General features: G+C 50.2%; 10 protein-coding genes. 4 read left to right on the forward strand and 6 right to left on the reverse strand.

What is annotated here, in order from left to right:
- The 3 genes from AB1757_26480 to serC all read left to right on the forward strand — a co-directional run bounded on the left by AB1757_26480 (window position 1) and on the right by serC (window position 2,896).
- Window positions 1-375: a four helix bundle protein gene (locus tag AB1757_26480; GenBank protein MEW6130606.1), complete on the forward strand. Its 375-nt coding sequence runs from the start codon at window positions 1-3 to the stop codon at window positions 373-375.
- A gap of 65 nt (window positions 376-440) precedes the next feature.
- Window positions 441-1,640, forward strand: coding sequence for a 3-phosphoglycerate dehydrogenase family protein (locus tag AB1757_26485; protein ID MEW6130607.1), 1,200 nt, complete (start codon window positions 441-443; stop codon window positions 1,638-1,640).
- A 170-nt stretch (window positions 1,641-1,810) separates the two neighbouring features.
- Window positions 1,811-2,896 (forward strand): 3-phosphoserine/phosphohydroxythreonine transaminase, encoded by a 1,086-nt coding sequence (gene serC / locus AB1757_26490; protein ID MEW6130608.1) that lies wholly within the window; start codon window positions 1,811-1,813, stop codon window positions 2,894-2,896.
- A gap of 100 nt (window positions 2,897-2,996) precedes the next feature.
- Here the strand turns inward: serC and AB1757_26495 are convergent, their stop codons facing one another.
- Entirely contained in the window at window positions 2,997-4,424 is a 1,428-nt protein-coding gene (locus AB1757_26495) for a hypothetical protein (protein MEW6130609.1), read from the reverse strand.
- Between the two features lie 275 nt (window positions 4,425-4,699).
- On the opposite strand from AB1757_26495, the gene AB1757_26500 reads away from it, so the two are divergent.
- Window positions 4,700-5,809: a PilZ domain-containing protein gene (locus AB1757_26500; protein ID MEW6130610.1), complete on the forward strand. Its 1,110-nt coding sequence runs from the start codon at window positions 4,700-4,702 to the stop codon at window positions 5,807-5,809.
- A 106-nt stretch (window positions 5,810-5,915) separates the two neighbouring features.
- Here AB1757_26500 and AB1757_26505 read toward each other — a convergent pair whose 3' ends face one another.
- The 5 genes from AB1757_26505 to AB1757_26525 form a co-directional block, all read right to left on the reverse strand.
- Window positions 5,916-7,829: a clostripain-related cysteine peptidase gene (locus AB1757_26505; protein MEW6130611.1), complete on the reverse strand. Its 1,914-nt coding sequence runs from the start codon at window positions 7,827-7,829 to the stop codon at window positions 5,916-5,918.
- Between the two features lie 125 nt (window positions 7,830-7,954).
- A complete protein-coding gene (locus AB1757_26510; GenBank protein MEW6130612.1) occupies window positions 7,955-8,524 on the reverse strand; it encodes a hypothetical protein in 570 nt (189 codons plus the stop codon).
- Window positions 8,525-8,786: 262 nt separating this feature from the next.
- Window positions 8,787-10,709: a tetratricopeptide repeat protein gene (locus tag AB1757_26515; GenBank protein MEW6130613.1), complete on the reverse strand. Its 1,923-nt coding sequence runs from the start codon at window positions 10,707-10,709 to the stop codon at window positions 8,787-8,789.
- A 49-nt stretch (window positions 10,710-10,758) separates the two neighbouring features.
- A complete protein-coding gene (locus AB1757_26520; protein ID MEW6130614.1) occupies window positions 10,759-11,004 on the reverse strand; it encodes a hypothetical protein in 246 nt (81 codons plus the stop codon).
- Window positions 11,005-11,121: 117 nt separating this feature from the next.
- A complete protein-coding gene (locus AB1757_26525) occupies window positions 11,122-17,019 on the reverse strand; it encodes an alpha-2-macroglobulin family protein (protein MEW6130615.1) in 5,898 nt (1,965 codons plus the stop codon).
- Between the last annotated feature and the right edge of the window lie 171 nt (window positions 17,020-17,190).

Below are 17,190 nucleotides of genomic sequence, written 5' to 3' on the forward strand. Positions count from 1 at the left end.
GTGGAAAAAACGAATTTTGAAAAATTACAGATTTATCAACTATCCGAACAACTTTGTGATGATGTTTGGAAGATGGTTGTTAAATGGGATGCATTTGCTAAAGATACTGTTGGGAAACAGCTTGTTCGATGTGTTGATAGCATCGGCGCAAATATTGCCGAAGGAACCGGACGCGGTGTGGCGACAAAAGATAACCAAAGGTTTGCCAGAATTGCCAGAGGCTCTCTGTACGAAACCCGACACTGGTTACGACGTGCGTACAATCGAAAATTATTAGGGATGGAGCAAGTCAATAAAATTAAACCGATATTAGATGAACTGACGCCCAAACTTAATGCATATTTGCGTTCAATAGGTAGCACTCAAAAGTCTTAAGAATGTAGAACCCAAAATACGAAGCACAAAGTACAAAGTACAAAGCACAAATTTAATGAGGACTTATGAAAATTTTAATCGCAGATAAATTTGAACAAAGCGGAATTGAGGCGCTGAAACAGGCGGATTTTGAAATCGCTTATGAACCCGATGCCAAAGATGATGCTTTACTGAAAGCGATTGCCGATAGCGGCGCAGATGTTTTAGTAGTTCGTTCAACGGTTGTCACTGGCGCGATGCTTGAAGCCGGACGTTTGAGCTTAGTAGTTCGCGCTGGCGCTGGCTACAACAACATTGACGTCAAGACAGCATCGGCACGCGGCATCTATGTCGCCAACTGTCCAGGCAAAAATTCCATAGCGGTTGCCGAACTCGCCTTCGGTTTGCTTCTCGCGCTCGACCGTCATATCGTGCAAAACGCCGTCGATTTGCAAAACGGCATATGGAACAAAAAGACCTATAGCAAAGCTCGCGGTATTTACGGCGCAACCCTTGGACTGATTGGCACAGGCAAAATCGGGCAGGAGATGATTAAACGGGCGCGGGCTTTCGGAATGCCGGTGGTGGCATGGAGTCGTTCGCTCACCGATGAAACCGCCGAAGCTTTAGGGATTGAGCGCAAAGCGACACCTTTGGAAGTCGCGGCGGTTGCCGACATCGTCAGCGTTCACGTCGCGCTCAAAGATGAAACCCGCAATCTGCTGAACGAAGCGTTTTTTAATGCTATGAAACCCGGTGCCTGTTTCATCAATACGGCGCGCGCCGAAGTGGTTGACCAGGAGGCTTTGGAAAAAGCTTTGAATGAAAAAAATATTTTCGCCGGACTCGATGTTTTTAAAGGCGAACCCACTGGCGGCACCGGCACGGTTGAAGACCCGATTTTCAAACACAAAAACGTCATTGGCACGCATCACATCGGCGCGTCAACCGATCAGGCGCAACAAGCAATCGCCGATGAAACCGCGCGTATCATTCGCGAGTATCGCGATAACGGGCGCGCGCCGAACGTGGTGAATCTCGCGAAAAAATCACCGGCTACGCATATGCTGGTGGTGCGCCATTTTGACCGTGTTGGCGTGCTTGCGGGCGTTTTCGATAGACTCAAAGAAGCGGGCATCAATGTGCAGGAGACCGAGAATATCGTTTTTGATGGAGCCGTTGCTGCTGTTGCCCGCATCCACCTTGATCAAAGCGCCGGTGAAGCGACTTTGAATTCAATTCAAGCCGACGAAAATATTATCGAAGTCAGTTTGTTGAATTTGTAGAAAAATTGACAGCGATGCGCATCAGTTGAACAAGCGGTCTTTGATTGCGCTATGGCATCAATAACAACTAACGGTTAAATGAGCGGTCTTTGACCGTGAAACCCGATTGGTGAATTTGTTTTCCGAAAATTGATGAATTAACAGCCCAAGTTAATCAAGAGGTGAAAAAAATGACAGAACGAATTTTTAATTTTTCCGCAGGTCCCGCAGTTTTACCTTTAACTGTTCTCGAAGAAGCTCAGCGCGATCTGGTGGCGCTTCCCGATGTGGGCATGTCTGTGCTGGAAATCAGTCATCGCTCGAAAACCTTTGACGCGATTATTCAAGGCGCAGAAGCCAACATTCGCCAACTCGCAAACATTCCTGAAAACTATCAGGTGTTGTTTTTGCAGGGCGGCGCGTCTTTACAATTTTCCATGCTGGCGATGAATTTTATGCCACTCGCAAACAAGGCGGATTACATCGTCACCGGCGTCTGGTCAAAGAAAGCCATTAAGGAAGCCCGGCGCGTCGGTCAGGTCAACATCGCGGCATCAACCGAGTCTGAAAATTTCACCCGCATCCCGACCGATGAAGAAATCAAACTCGACCCCGAAGCCGCGTATGTTCACTACACCACGAACAACACGATTTACGGAACCGAGTGGCATCGCGCGCCTGCATCGGGCGCAGCGCCGCTCGTTGCCGATGCCTCATCCGATATTTTCAGCAAACCGATTGATGTCGCCAAACACGCGATGATTTATGCCGGAGCGCAAAAAAATCTCGCGCCTGCGGGCTTGACGCTTGCCATCGTTCGCGATGATTTGCTGGCGCGATGTTCAGATAGTTTGCCTACCATGTTGAATTACAAAACCCACGCCGATAACAAATCGCTTTACAACACGCCGCCGGTTTTCCCGATTTATATTCTTCATCTGGTTACCAAGTGGTTGATTGCCGAAGGCGGACTCGAAGCGATGGCAAAACACAACGCAGAGAAAGCCCAAGTTTTATATGACGCGATTGATGCGACGGAATTTTATCGCCCGCATGCAACCGCTGACAGCCGGTCATTGATGAATGTGACATTCAGACTTCCGAGCGAAGATTTGGAAAAACAGTTTGTCAGCGAGGCGACCAGAGCCGGGCTTGACGGACTCAAAGGACACCGTTCGGTTGGCGGCATACGGGCTTCGATTTATAACGCCTTCCCGAAAGCCGGGGTTGAAGCGTTGGTCAGCTTTATGAAAGAGTTTGAACGCGCCAACGGTTAAATAAACATACTCAAAAATCTTCTCTGCAAAATCGCATTGCAAGAGTTGCCGGAATGCCCTGAAGAGGCATTTCGGCAACTGAGCATTTTAAAACCAGGCATTACTTCATAAACAACCGCCAGAGATTTTCAGGTGACCGCACACGCGCAAAAGCCCTTTCAGCATCCTTCGCAGAAGTGGCAATTGCTTGGTCAATCTTCATAGAGGTCGTCAGATACGGCGTCGCTTCACCAGGTTGATAAAAACTCTCAACCACGGTTAACGGTCGCCATATGCCTTTGCCGATGGTTACGAATTCCGAAAAATCTTTCCTGATGCGCAATTGTCCGCCGGCATCGAAAGTTTCAATACGTATCGGATGAGCTACAGGCGCTGTGCTGATGTAATAAACGGTTTTGCCAGCGCCGCCGGGAATCTGCATTTGCGGATAGGATTCGATAATTTTTACCAGATTATCGCCGACCGACTCCATCGCGTATTCGGTTTGCGGGAACAAGGTGATCCAAAAAGGTGAAGTTGCCCAACTCACCAGCGGTTTCATAAATTGGGCGTCGTAACATATGGCGCTTTTGATACCGGCGCTTGATGGCGCATAGGCATTGTAGCGATGTTGACCCCTTATGCCACTGAAAAAATTTGAACCGTCATAAGCCATATCTTCAACGATGATTTGTGAATCGTTGTCTTCAAGGGTTCCGCTTCGTGTATCGGTTATTGAAAATCGTCCATCATGGGTGAATGCGCCTTCAAGTTGATGGACATTGCGAACGACGCCGAGATTTCCGACTGAGCGAAAGTTATATTCAACGGTGGCGCGTAATTTTTTGATGCCTTCGACGCGCGGATGCAAGAGGTAACTCTGCGCCAACGCCTGCGGCAGGCTTTCGAGTGCGCGGGTTTGCATAGCGTTCAACTGTTCGGCGGTTTGTTTGATTGAGGGAGGTTGTTTGGCGAGGACTTTGGCGGGATTGCCTGAATAAAAGACAAAGTTGTCGCCACCCGTGACCACCAGGTTACTCAGTTCGCTTTCGTTAATCCGGTCAACTTCGCGAATCTGTGTGCCGGTCGCGCAAGCCTGTACGGATGCCGACCAGGTATTGACATCGCTGATTAAAGCCAACGGCTGACATTGAACCGCCGCGTTTGCCTCCTCAAGCGTTGTCGGTAAAGTGCTGGGAATTCCCGGACAGGGGTTATTCGAGGAATAAACCTTAACATTGACCTTATACCCGCGAGGATTGCAGTGTATTCCCGTCGCCGCAGGCCCACAACTGAACGTATCATCCGAGCGCACGGTTTTGCTGTTCGGACAAGCGGACGGACTGGTGAATGTCACCCCAAGTACGGTGATGCTCCACTGTGCACATTGTTGTTCGGTCTGCGATGTGCCGGCAGCAATTTGCAAAGTTCTCGATTGGTTGTTACATGCCGGAGCCACCCCGACACTGCCGCTTTGTTGCCCTGAAACCGCGTTTAGGCTGCCGACGATTAAGGTGAATAATAAACAACAAGCTAATAGAGTTTTCATGTGAAATCCTCCTGAGAATTTTGAATAGATATGGGTTCCTGTAGGTGAAGATTCAGGAATCGGAAAGGGAGATTTAACAGATGGGAGAGTTTGGCTGGCGCTCTATTGCGCACAAAGTATTCCAAATGATGCGAATGCAGAAAATGGAATACCGCGCACGACTATACGCCGGTTTACCACTGATCGTCAATCGCCGTTGCCGGAAAATAAAAAGTGTTGTTAATCAAAGTCAGATGTAGTAGAAGAGAATAGAACCTATTCAGGGAGTGAAATGGATGAAAAATCCGAGTGTTAAAGGTAAAGAAATGACGACTCCCCCTAAAACCTATTCGCCGGAGCAGATTCGCGATTATCTATCAGACCTCAAAGAGTTGCTCGATTATATCGAAGAATCGCAAACCCATTACGAAGTTCTGGATGTTGATGAACTGGCAACTACAGGTGAAATCAAAATCGCTTACATGCGCGCCGCGGCTTTATTGAATCCCGGACAATTCAACCTGGAGTTGCCGCAACCCGAAGACTTGCTGCCGCGCATTGATGAAGCTTTTGAAAGAGTATCCCTGGCATTTTCGGTGCTGGTCAACTTCACACGCCGCGCCGAATATGACGATACACTTTTTGAACGCGAATCCGATGAAGCGGCAGGTGCAGAGAACTTTGAGCATTTCGCTGCGACCGTGGAAAGCGAAATGCATCTCGCGGATATTGAAGAACGCCAGCGTGCCAACGAACGTCGCCGTCATCGCCGATTTGAACTGGCATTGCCGGTTACTGTCATGGGCTATAATCAAAATGGCGATAAATGGAACGAAATGACGCAATCGGTGGATGTCAGCGTTTCCGGCGTTTTAATGCATCTCACAACGGCTGTACAAAAAGGTCAGATTTTGAAAATCTCGATGCCGATGCCGATGACGCTTAGAAATCATGCCTTCTTTGAAAATTCCTATGAAGTTTATGCGATAGTCCGACGGATTGATGCCGGTGAACAATCGGCTAAATTCATTGGCGTGGAATTTATCGGTGAACAGCCGCCACAGGCTTATTTTGAAAAGCCCTGGGGCATCTTTCAAACCGACACTCCGAATATGGAAGAGCGCCGACGCACCCCGCGTAAAAAAGGCAAAAAGACTTTTCGCATCGAATATTACAACAATGAATTGATATTAATTGGCAAAGAAGAAGCCGTCAGTGAAGATTTCGGATTGGGCGGCATACGCTTATGTGTGAAAGAAGCGCCCGGCACCTTTAATCTGGTGCGGGTCATCAGCGCCAGCGGAAAATTTGACAGCCTCGCGCAAGTGACCAAACGCAGTCGCGGAAAAGACGGCATCGAACGCCTGAGCCTCGCCTTTATTCATAACAGCGAGCGGGTGAATTAACCCGGTTGATGCTCCGAAAATTTCTCCGATGAACGCCACTTAAATAACCTCCTTGAACTGAAAGCCACATCTGTCTGCCGCTCGCTTGTCCGCCCAGGCTCACCAATTATTCAATCGTCACTTCAGTAAATTGTTCGCCGATGTTGCCCGCCAAATCCGTTACGGTAAACCCAATTAGATATTTGCCTGCGGCAACATCCAGGCTTCCGACGGTAAGGTCGGTGTCCTGGGTGATATTAAAAATATCATTCGCATCATTGGAAGCGACCAATTGGGCGTCACCGTTACGATCAATCGAAACATAGACCGGACGAATCGCATCGCCGACTTCGAGTTCGATTTCGCGCGCTTGTTTTCCGTTAAAGGCGAAGGCATAGACGAATTCGCCGACAACCTCTTGCTCATTAAAATCGAGGTAAAAATAGAGCGTCACATCACGCCATTGTCGAGTGCCGCGCAAGCGAACCTGTGCGGGAACTTCGACATAAAAGGTATCCTGCGCGTCTTCGAGTTCCTCAAAATTGGTAATCGGACAAATCAATTCTTTTTTACCATCACTGATTGAAAACCAACTGCCGTCCCATTCTTCGCGCAAAATCCCTTTTTCATCCGGCGCGGTCGGAATCTCACCAATGATGATTTGTTCGTTGTCATTCAATTCGGCAAGCACGAAGGTTGCATCTTCGATATCGTCTGCCTTGACCTGCGCGCTGACCGTGATGACATCGTTTTGCGCGATGTCGTTATCTGTGGTTGCTACATTTTCGATTTTGGGAGCCTGAGTGTCGGGGGTTGGCAGATTTAGAAAATCCACTAAAAAGGGTGCCCATTTGCCGGTCAAGGAAAGCGGCGTATTGAGGTAATCGCCATTTGCGGTTTGCGGGTTGTTCGGAAAATAGATGGAAAGCCCGTTGGAGCGGGGACGCGCTTCACCACTGGTCTTGTATAAAATGGCAGATTTGACGGCGGCAATGACAGCGTCTGCGGCTTTGACAGTGTCAACATCAGGTTGTTCGCGCTTGAGATTCTCGGCGTAATCAACCAGGTCGTACAATTGCGAGCCGCCATCATCACCTTTGCCATATTCTTCCGTATGACTGCGGGCGCGCGACGTCTTTATCCAGTTATTGCGTCCGCCGGCTTTGATAAACGCTTGATTGCGAATCCCTAGATTGCTGAACGCCGTTTCCAGCGCAGAAACTTTGTCCAAATCAATAACGCTCAGCGTTGCGCCTTTGGCAATCCCATCTCTCTGGCTGTGAAGATAAAATTCGCGGAAAGCATCAACCACATATTTTCCGAGCGTCACCCCATCGATTTGCGGATTTTTAGTTAATGCCGTGATAACCGGCGTGTAGTTCCAACCATTGGCGGGTTCGACTTCTTCGGAGGCAATCATGGTTTTGCCAAACGGCGCGACCGCTTTCGCCGCTTCGAGGTTTGCCATCAAACAGGCATCAAACCCGATGAATTCAAATTTACCCGTTTGTGCGGCTACCTCTTTGAATCCGGCAGGCAATTCAGCCGATGTCAAGGAATCCCCGTCGGCGCTTCCGTCGCTGACAATACCGACCCAACCTGCGCCGTGATCGCCGAAAATCAAGCCATATTTTTTCGCGGGAAACTGCCCGGTTACGGTTTGCAGAAATTTTTTGAGCGTCGCCGGGTCGCCCATATTGACTTCGCCCCAATCGGCAAGCTCGCGCAGTTTGCCTTTTTCAATGACCATCAATTTGGCGGTCGTCCAGTTTTTCAGACCGCCGACCGGGAGATTGGTGTAACCGCGCTCATCGTCGCCTTTGACGCTGCGATCAGCCAGCACCACCAGATTGACCTGGGCAGTGCTTCCAACCGCCATGATTTCCTCCAAATCATTCAACTGTGGCGCTTCAAGATCATTGTCAGCATCCATATAAAACATCAACGTCCATTCGGCTTTGCCGCTATCTTGCGCGACCATCAACTGCGGCAACATACAGATTGTGGCAAACAAAATGATCGCTGTTAGCTTGCTTTTCATGGCTTCTCTCCCATCCTGTCAAAATAAGGTCTAAATGGGGAGAATGGCACGCAATCGAATTCAAGGCGGGAAACCTCTGTGTAATTGAAGTGCCATCCTCCTTTTTTGAGAATTGCAATCGGAAGTTAGTTGAGTTTGAACAGGCTCGGATTGTCCCTAATGATTTTCTCGGCTTTTGCCCCTAAATCATCGGCTTCTTTGACCAGTCCGCCTTCTTTTTTATTGTTGTCAGCGATTAACTGGTCGGTTTTTTCCACATCTTTTTCAGCCAGAAAAGTTTTGACAAACCCCGCTACGGCTTTAAAGCGCTCGGCTCGTTTCTTGAATTCCTGAGCTTTCAACCCGAGATATTCTTTGAATTTATCATCAACCTTCAACTTTGAAGCCTGTTCAAATTTTGCCGCAGCCTCACTGATACTTTTTTCAGATTGTTCGCTCAGACTGACTGCCTCATCAAATTTCGCTTGGTTGTCGGTTTTGTATGTTTCGGCATCTTCGGCTTTGGTGAGGTTTTCGCCCACCAGTTCGTTGAGCAGACGATCTGCCTTGTCGCTGGATGCCCTGGATTTATCAAGGATGCCATTTGCCTCGTTGATTAATTTATTGGCTTCATCGGTTTGCCCCGAACAGGCCACACTCAAACATATTAAACCCAGTAAAATCGCCAACCTGATAACGCTTTTCTTGCCAGACATGATTTTTCTCCCCTGATTTTTTATGCGCTTAAATCCCGATATGAATGTCTTCTCAATTACATAAACGGATTTTGGAAATCTAAAAGGGAATTGAAGCTAAAAAATATTTGAAAGAAAAAGGTGACATCGAAAGCCGCTCTCACAGCGATGCTCAATGCCGCGATTGGCAAAATAAACTCAGTGGCAAACGGTTGAGCCGTGAGTTGGATGGAGAACTGAGCAACGCAGAAATTTTGCAGCGGTGAATTGAGCGGATTGCAGGTTATTTGCCGGATATGCAGTCGGTAAATTCCACGCCAATCAACTTTTTGCCGCTCGATAATTTCATCACATGACGAACCATTGCCTTAACTGAATAGAGTTTTCTCGAATCATTAAACACCCGTAAATTCATGGGCATGGGTAAACCGATTCTCAGCAATGCATCTTGCTTAACCTCATGCTCGACTCTGAACAGCAAACCGGTTTTGGAAATGTTGACGGTTTCGGTAATCTCTTTCCAACTGCCATCATTGGCAGCCACACCCACGGGTAAATTCATCAGGATGCGTTCGGATTGGCGTCTTTCATCAGGCGTTACCAGCGAAAATCCCCATTCATTCTGCTCCGGGTTTAATGAAGGTTGACTCAACGGTTGCGGCTTCAAGCCGGGGTTGGTCAAAGGTAGCGAATAGGTTAAGGGATGTCCTGCGGGAAATAATTTCTGTCGGTTTTGCAGTATGCGGGCAAGTTGCAGCGATTCGCTCGCCGCTAAATCAAGATTGCCGGTGAACAGATAAAGCTCTTTCAGTTTTTGCCGGGCTTCGACATTATCGGGGTCGAGGTCAATAATTTGTTTAACCACTTTGATAGCCTGATCGCTTTTGCCGCAACTGATGAGCAAATCGGCTTGGGAAATATTATTCATTACTGATTCAACGTCATAACCGGGTTGGATGTCGTTTACCAGAATGACCGGTGAAGGTTTTTGCAGGGGTTCTTGCAACTCTTCAGGGGAATCCTTGCCGTTAAGCGCATTTAATTGCGCGCGGTGTTTCAGGTCGTACGGTTCCAGATTGACCAATCGTTCAAGCGATTCAATCGCCGCTTCAGTATTCTCCTGTGCGATGGCGGCTTTAACCAGTGTATTCAAGGTTGCAACCATCAGACCTTCGTCGTTTAAATGCAGATAAACCTGATAGAGGCTTTGCAAAGCGCCTAAATGATTGGGCGACTGTTTCAACATCCGGCGTAAAAATTCAATCGCCAGCGCATCTTTGCGGGTCTTGAATAAATGTGGCAAACAGGTGTCGAGTTGGTGCAGGGCTTTTTCGATTTCACCCTGCTGCGCATAGGCATCACCGAGGTTTAAAAGTCCGTGGAAACGTTGCGGTTGCAGATTATAAAGTTGATGAAAAACCGCTTCCGCTTCATCGAACGACCCCGCCGCCAGACAGGCATCACCGAGCAAATCGAGCATATCGGGATCATGCGCTCGCTTATTCAACCCGTTTTTGACCAGTTTGATAATGCGTTCCGGTTGCTGGCGTTCGAGGTAGATGGTCGAAATATTTGCTAAGGCTCTCAATGAATTCGGTTTGATAGACAAGGCTTTGGCATAGGCATTAAGCGCCCCGTCCTGGTCGTCTCTTTTTAAGAACTCGTAACCGGCTCTGAGAAAAACTTCAAGGGCTTTGTCATGCCTGCCATTCATTGTATAAACCGCGCCGAGTTTCATTAAAACCGCTGCATTGGTCGGGTTTAATTCGATAACCGTGTTATAAATGCTTGTGGCTTTGCTGATGTTGCCGATTCGCGTATAAATTTGCGCGGCTTCTAAATACATGAGCGTCGCTTCATCAAGCGAGCGATTTCTGGCGTAGAGGTTAGCCAGTTGCAAACGCGCTTCAAGGTGATTCGGACAAAGTTTCAATACCTTTTTGAACATCGCGATGGCTTTCGCGGTAAATCCTCTTTCGGCGTCAGTATTGGCGATGCGGGTAAAACAATCGATGGCTTCGGGAATCTGCCCGGCGCGAACGTATAAATCTCCCAGAATGTTGGTAATTGTAATATCGGTCGGATTCTCTGCGGCAATTTTGCAGTATTGATTGATGGCGGCTTCTAATTTTCCGTTGAATACCAACTTTTCGGCGCGTTGTAACGCTTTAAGCTGACTTGGGGAGGAATCAAATCGTTTGAACATCTGGTAATGCCTTTATGAAGTCCCCCTTTACCTATTAAAAACCAGAACTTTAGGGTGGTTTTATTTTCTGTTTCCCAATCTGGTCATCAAACAAGCTTGCAGAGCCTTGGGGTATTTTTTTCATAACATCATTTGGGGAATAGGTACATACTTTTTTTGGTTTAGAAGAGATTGCCATATCAGTTACTTTGAATCCGTTGAGGAAGCGGTCTTTGACCGCGTTGTCTTTGAATCTGTTGAGGAAACGGTCTTTGACCGCGATTTGCCGGACAACGCGACCAAAAACTTTGTTCAACCTCAGTCAATTGTTTGGCAAGCCGCTCCAGACTGCGCCCAAACCAGACAAAAAGACAGCCGGAATTTAATCATGATTAAACCTCAACTGATTAAACTCCGGCTGCGAATTGTTGCCTTATTCAACAATCACGCGGTCACTCGAACTTCTGCCAAAGGTTTCCGGGTGATACATCTCTTCGGCTTTCGTCGGCGGCACTACGAACACGCCCGGCGTGGTGGCTCTCGCAACATAGGAATAATTGTAAACTCCTTCCCAGAGTAGCGACGCGAAAGCCTCGACCCGTTCATCGCGCATATTCTGATGCTCGTACCAGGTGCGCCACCACCACCAGTAACCGCGCTGGAAGTCGCTGCTCGTCGGGTCTTGCGGAATGCTGCCGGTCGTCGCTAATGCCGGGTTCATCGGCTCAAGCCCCGCCGGTATCGGATCAACCAGGGCAACGTGATAACGCCGCGATTGCGCCACCATCGTCAGTTTGACGCGAACCTTTGCCCCGGCTTTGATGCGCCACGTCCCGTCGGCATCGCGACGCACATCATCGGCTTTTTCAACCGCTTCATATTTTCTCTCAATCGTAAAACCATAATCCGCCGGGTCGAGTTTTAAACTGGTCGGCGCGTAGGTCATGCCGACGCGGTAATACAAACGCCCCGCGCCTTCTTTACTTAAGATGAGATTTTGCTGTCCGCTTTGTTCAACTAAATATTTCATCGGCACATTGACGTTATAACGGTCGGTCGAACGCCCTTTGAATTCGTAACCGCCCGCGTAGGTTGAACCAAGCCAGGCGCGCGCCACGAAATCGGGCGTCACCTTTTCATAGGTGTTGAAATATTTATCGAGTGCCAGCAGCACGAAAGCATTCTCCTGAGTGTTTTCCCAACGCCCCTCTTTGCGATGGGCGAGAAGTCCGCGAACCAGTTTGGGAATCAAATCATTTTGCGGTTGGTCGCCAATTAACGCTTCAAGGATGATGCCATCGGCGCGACGCGAAGAATGCAACAGCAGGTGCGCGCCGTCCGTGTACGAAGTCACGAAATGGGCTGTGGCAGCCTCTTCCGTGGCGCGGTTGTTCAAGTGCTTACGAATCGCCGCGACTTCCGCTTGTGAACCGGCATCTTTCGAGAGCACAGGCAAAAGCCAACCGACGGCTTCAAGCGAGAGCTTTTCAAGCGTGGCTTCGGCAATGAGGCGTTTGGCTTTTACCGTATCCCGATCACCCATGCGATTGCGAACATATAGCGCATAGGCGACCAGCACGCGCCGCGTTTCGATTGAGTAATAACTTGGAATGTGGCTTTCGATGTTGCGCAAATACTCTTTCGAGCGCGCCAGCATATCATCGGGCACCTCGAAGCCTTTTTCTTTGGCGCGTTGCAAAGCGTGGGCGACGTGAATGCTCACATAGGGGTAATCTTCATCGCCGCGTTTCCAGAATCCGAAACCGCCGCTGGGATTTTGCATGCCTTGCAAGCGTTTGATGTCGCGTTTGACTGCGGCAAGCATCTCATCTGGCGGCGGCAAGCCTTTGGCTTTGAAGGCAGTGAGCACATCTTTCAACGCCGCAATCGACACGATGCGTGATGAAAGTTGTTCAGCGCATTCATAAGGGTACGAAGCCAGGTACAACACCGCATCGGTTAAGGCTTGCAGTTGCGTTGATGAAGTGGTGACTTCAAGCCCGCCGAATTGTTTGATGGCATCACCTGGCGCTTTCACAGGCTGAATAATTGCGCCCGCATCAACTTCGCCATAGGTCGCAAAGGCTTCGGTCGTCGCAGGCGTCCACACCGGAAGTGAGATTTCCGCTGCATCCGCCCATTCGCCCGATACGGCGGCGATTTGAAAACGCGCGGTTCCGGCTTTCATCGCCGCAGTCGGAAAACGCACTTCGACGCGGTCATTCGCAGGAATCGTGATGCGACGCCCGTTGCCATCTGTGAGTTCGGCATTGGTAGCGCGCACCGCGACCGCTACATCCATCGGCGCATCGGTTTGATTTTGCACGACGACCGGCAGTTCAAAGCGGTCGCCGAAATTCAAAAATCGCGGAGCCGACGGGCGAACCATCAGCGGCAGTCTCGCGGTGATGTTGGCTTCGTTCATGCCGAACTGTTTGCCACCGGCAACCGCAACCGCCATCACCCGATAGCGCGTCAGATTGTCTGGCAATTTGACTTTGACGGTCGCGCGTCCATCGGCATCGGTTTTCACATCGGGCGCAAAGACCGCCAGCGCGTTGAAGTTTTCACGCACTTGAATCGCAGCGTCTTCACCACTTGCATCGCCCGGCGCTTTGGCTTTCTTGGGCATGGCAGCAGCAGGCGGTGCAGGCGGCGGCAATGCGCCTGTGCGCATCTGCATTGTTTCAGCCACTCCACCGGGCACGCCACCCACAGCGCCTTTTTCCAGTTGACTGGCTAAATCCTCCGGCGCGGAAAGCAATACACGTTCGCGCAAATGATAAGCATTCATATCCGCGCCACGGGTTGAATAGAAAGTCCAAAGCGGGTCGCCGACGCGATAGCCGGTTAAACTCAAAATCGCTTCGTCAACCACAACCACGGCGATTTCGCTATTCGCGACGGCTGCGCCGCCCGCATCTTTCACTTCAACATCAACACTGGTCTCTGCGCCGGGCGCTAAGGCTTTATCTTTCGGCGTCGCTTTCACCGCAAGCTTTCTGGTGACCGGTGGAATCGCAAGATTCAACGAACCCGCGCCATACGCCGGGCGTTTCGGCAAAGCGTTATTGGGTTTGCCAGCATCATCCGCGCGCACCTGTGCGCCGACCAAATCGACGTTGACATAAATGTTCGGCGTGTAGCCTTCTTTAATCGGAATCCTTAGCGTATGCGAAGCCGAGTTCATGGTGAAGCGTTCGCTTGAAACGATGCCCGAACGATTGAGCGTCATCACCCCTTCGGCGGGGAAGAACGGCGCATTGACCAAAATCTCTGCGGTATCGCCCGCTTGATAATCTTTTTGATTGGGGATGAGTTGCACTTCTTCCTGTTCAATGTCGCGTTTGGGAATGACTTTGCCACCCGCGACCCACAAAGTGATTTCGCTTTGATTGGCGCGTTCGCGGTCATCGAATACGCTGGCGGTGATGCGATACTGTCCGCCTTCTTTAGTTTCAAATTTGCACTCAACCGCATCGGCAGCGGATTTGATTTCGCACTCCTGTGGGTTGACCTCTTTTTGAACCCACTCGCCTTTCTCCTGTAGCCAATCCAATAGCACGGCGCGAACTTTCACGGTGCGACCGGGCATAGCTTTGCCGTCAATATCGGTGGTGATGGTTTGAATGATGAGCGGTTCGCCTTTTTGTACGAAGGTGCGCGGCGAGCGAATGCCGACATACAACGAAGACGGATGCACCAACAGATTTGCCGACGCATTCCACGCCTGACGATTGACATCCATCACAGAGGCTTCGGCAGTGATGGCATAGGGGCGCGGCGGGTCTGCTTTATCGAAATCCACACGCAACCGGTGCTTGCCCGCAGCATCGGTTTTGGCATTGTAAGTCTTCACATTTGCTTGTGGCGGTTCGTAATAACTGCGCCACCAGGGAACCCATTTGCCAAAGGTAAAGTCATAGCGATTCGGCGGCGTGTAATTCGTCGGCGTCGAACGCACCGTCCAATTCACATCGGCATTCGGGAGTCCGCCGCCCGCGTAATAACTGGCGCTCACCGTGACCGTCGCGTTTGCGCCGACAAAATGAGGTCCTTCGCTTGCCTGTGCATTGACTTCAAATTCGGGGCGACGAAATTCCTGAACTTGAAATGAATGACTGTAAGTTGTACCGCCAAGCTGAGCGGCATTCCCCGATGAAGCCAGTTGCAAATTCGTATAGCCGAGATTCATGGTGCCCGGCAATTTAAAAGCGAAATCGAAACCGCCAAGCGCATTGACTTTCGCTGTGCCTTTGGAAATTTCGTTGCCGCGTGAATCGCGAATTAAATAACTGATGTTGGTCGCTTCGCCGTCGAGCGCCGCGACATCGCCATCTTTACCTGCGCCGATGCGACGAATCCAGCCTTTGACGTGAACCTCTTCGCCGGGTTTGTACATTTTGCGGTCATCGAAAACAAACCAGCGCAGCGAGTCTTGCAGATTTTTCCTGTACCAGTTGCCGCCCTCATTCCACCAGTTAGTGTCTTCCGGCAAAATGGCAACATCATTGCCTCTGCGGGCAACCAGCAAATCGTAACCTGCACGACCTTTGACCTCCGGCAATGCCATGCGCGCCGTGCCGTTGGCTTGTGTGGTTGCGGTCAATGTCGTTTCAAGAAGTGATAGTTGCACACCATCAAGCGGCTTGCCGTCTTTGAGTGAAGTCGCCCAACCGATTAAATCGGTGTGGTCAACGAAGGCATCAAGTCCGATTTGCGTGGCTTGAATCCAGGCTTTGATGGTGCGATTTTCCCAGCGGTTTTTCGATTTCACGGGTTGTTCAACAACTAAAACAACTTGCCCCAAACCGCCATTGAGCGCCGGTGATAAATCGATTTTGGTTTCAACCATTTCATCGGGCTGTGAATTGACCGGAACGAGTTTGGATGAAATCAACTGACCCGGCGGAGGCGCAGGACGGTTGTCGTTGTCGCGCACGAAAAGACCGAAAGCTTTCCAATCCTGGGGAGTGACTTTGTAAAGGCTCACTTTCAAATTGCTGTAGTTGATGCTGTAGACCGAAAAGCGCGGTTGCGCGGTCGGGTCAAGCACGATGAATTCACTGCCGGATGAAGCGAGCGCCGGCGGCGCGCTGCCGACATTGAAAGTGATGGTTTGTGATTTTTCTAATGTCTGATCGAAAGTGTCAGGGATATTCGCGGCGAGGGTGACGCGATAAGTGGTGCGCCCTTTCTTGATGCCGGTGATGATTAAGGTGTTGCCGTAAACCTGCGTCTTCATCGCTTGAATCGCCGGTTCGACGCGCACCATCGACGCATCGAAGGTTTGTGTATCAATGGGATTGGTGAATTGAATTGACCATTGATCAAACGGCGAACAACTGTTGTACCCGCAACGATATTCGCGCACACGCATCGCGCCGTAGGTGCGAAATGAAAATGATTTCGGTTCGGTGGTTTTGCGTGGACCTTCTGCCGAAGGTGTGCCCGCAGCAATCGTCACGGTGACATCGGTATCGCTAGGTAACATCGCTTTATTGCCGCTTACGTCAACGGCGCGAAATGCCAGCCAGCGCGTTTTATCAAAGGTCTTGGCGAAATTGCTAATCGTCGCGTCCTGATTGATTTCTTCCTGGGTTGCAAGTTTCAACCTGAATGATTGACCGCCAGCCGTGAGTTTAATATTTTGCAACACGGCTTCGGAATTGATGCGCTGGTCAAAGGCAACGAACATCAACGGGTCGCGACGTTGCGGTCCATAATTCGGATAAGAGGTTTCGACTTTTACCGGCGGCGTCGAAAAGCGAAAACGCTTCGCCGCCGCAAGAGTGGCTCCTGTAGCCGATTTCGTGCCAGCGGGGATTTCGACGGTGAAGTCTGTAGCGGCAGGAAAGCGTTGATCGTTGGCTGCTTCAAAGAGCAAGGTTTTCGTGCCCACCCAACGCCATTTGCCTTCGGGTTGCGGCGTGAGCCTCACGGGAACATTGGCTGCCGCGTCGCTTTGCGAAGTGACGGCGACCATCGGTTGAGAAAAGGTGACGCTCACCTGCGGAGCAAGCGGCACTTCGCCTTCGGGTGAAAAGCGCGCGACTTCGAGGGTGCCGCCCTGGACTTCGGGAACACGCGGCGCCTCGGGCGGTGGGAAAGCGCCTTGAACGGTTTTGCCGGTGCGCGGTGGCGGCAGGCTTTTATCGCGAACCGCAAAATCCTGTTCGTCACTCGCTTCGGCTTTGATGGGTTGTAAACGCCGCAACACATTTTGCGTATCGCTGTCTGAGAGTTTTGCGGCAACGGCTTGCGGGATGGTTTCGCGCCGTTCGCCGGATTCGATTCCTTCACTGAGTCTGAATTGCAATCCTTGATTCATATTGTTCTGAACTCCGGTTGAATTAGCAGGTCTTCTTGGCGGTACGCGCCTTTGGGCGCTGGCCTCGGTGTTTAACAAAGGCAGGCAAGTGAAAATTTGAATGGCAATTAAAAGCAATGCGATAGCACTTCGTTGGCACATCCTCATAATGGTTTCTCCTCAAATCGATTC

The sequence above is a fragment of the Acidobacteriota bacterium genome, from assembly GCA_040754075.1.
Taxonomy (GTDB): Bacteria; Acidobacteriota; Blastocatellia; order UBA7656; family UBA7656; genus JBFMDH01.

Bases quoted from the DNA above. Each gene is read 5' to 3' on its own strand.
- AB1757_26485 (MEW6130607.1), top strand. From the start codon at position 441: ATGAAAATTTTAATCGCAGATAAATTTGAACAAAGCGGAATTGAGGCG.
- serC (MEW6130608.1), top strand. From the start codon at position 1,811: ATGACAGAACGAATTTTTAATTTTTCCGCAGGTCCCGCAGTTTTACCT.
- AB1757_26495 (MEW6130609.1), bottom strand. From the start codon at position 4,424: ATGAAAACTCTATTAGCTTGTTGTTTATTATTCACCTTAATCGTCGGC.
- AB1757_26500 (MEW6130610.1), top strand. From the start codon at position 4,700: ATGAAAAATCCGAGTGTTAAAGGTAAAGAAATGACGACTCCCCCTAAA.
- AB1757_26505 (MEW6130611.1), bottom strand. From the start codon at position 7,829: ATGAAAAGCAAGCTAACAGCGATCATTTTGTTTGCCACAATCTGTATG.
- AB1757_26510 (MEW6130612.1), bottom strand. From the start codon at position 8,524: ATGTCTGGCAAGAAAAGCGTTATCAGGTTGGCGATTTTACTGGGTTTA.
- AB1757_26515 (MEW6130613.1), bottom strand. From the start codon at position 10,709: ATGTTCAAACGATTTGATTCCTCCCCAAGTCAGCTTAAAGCGTTACAA.
- AB1757_26525 (MEW6130615.1), bottom strand. From the start codon at position 17,019: ATGAATCAAGGATTGCAATTCAGACTCAGTGAAGGAATCGAATCCGGC.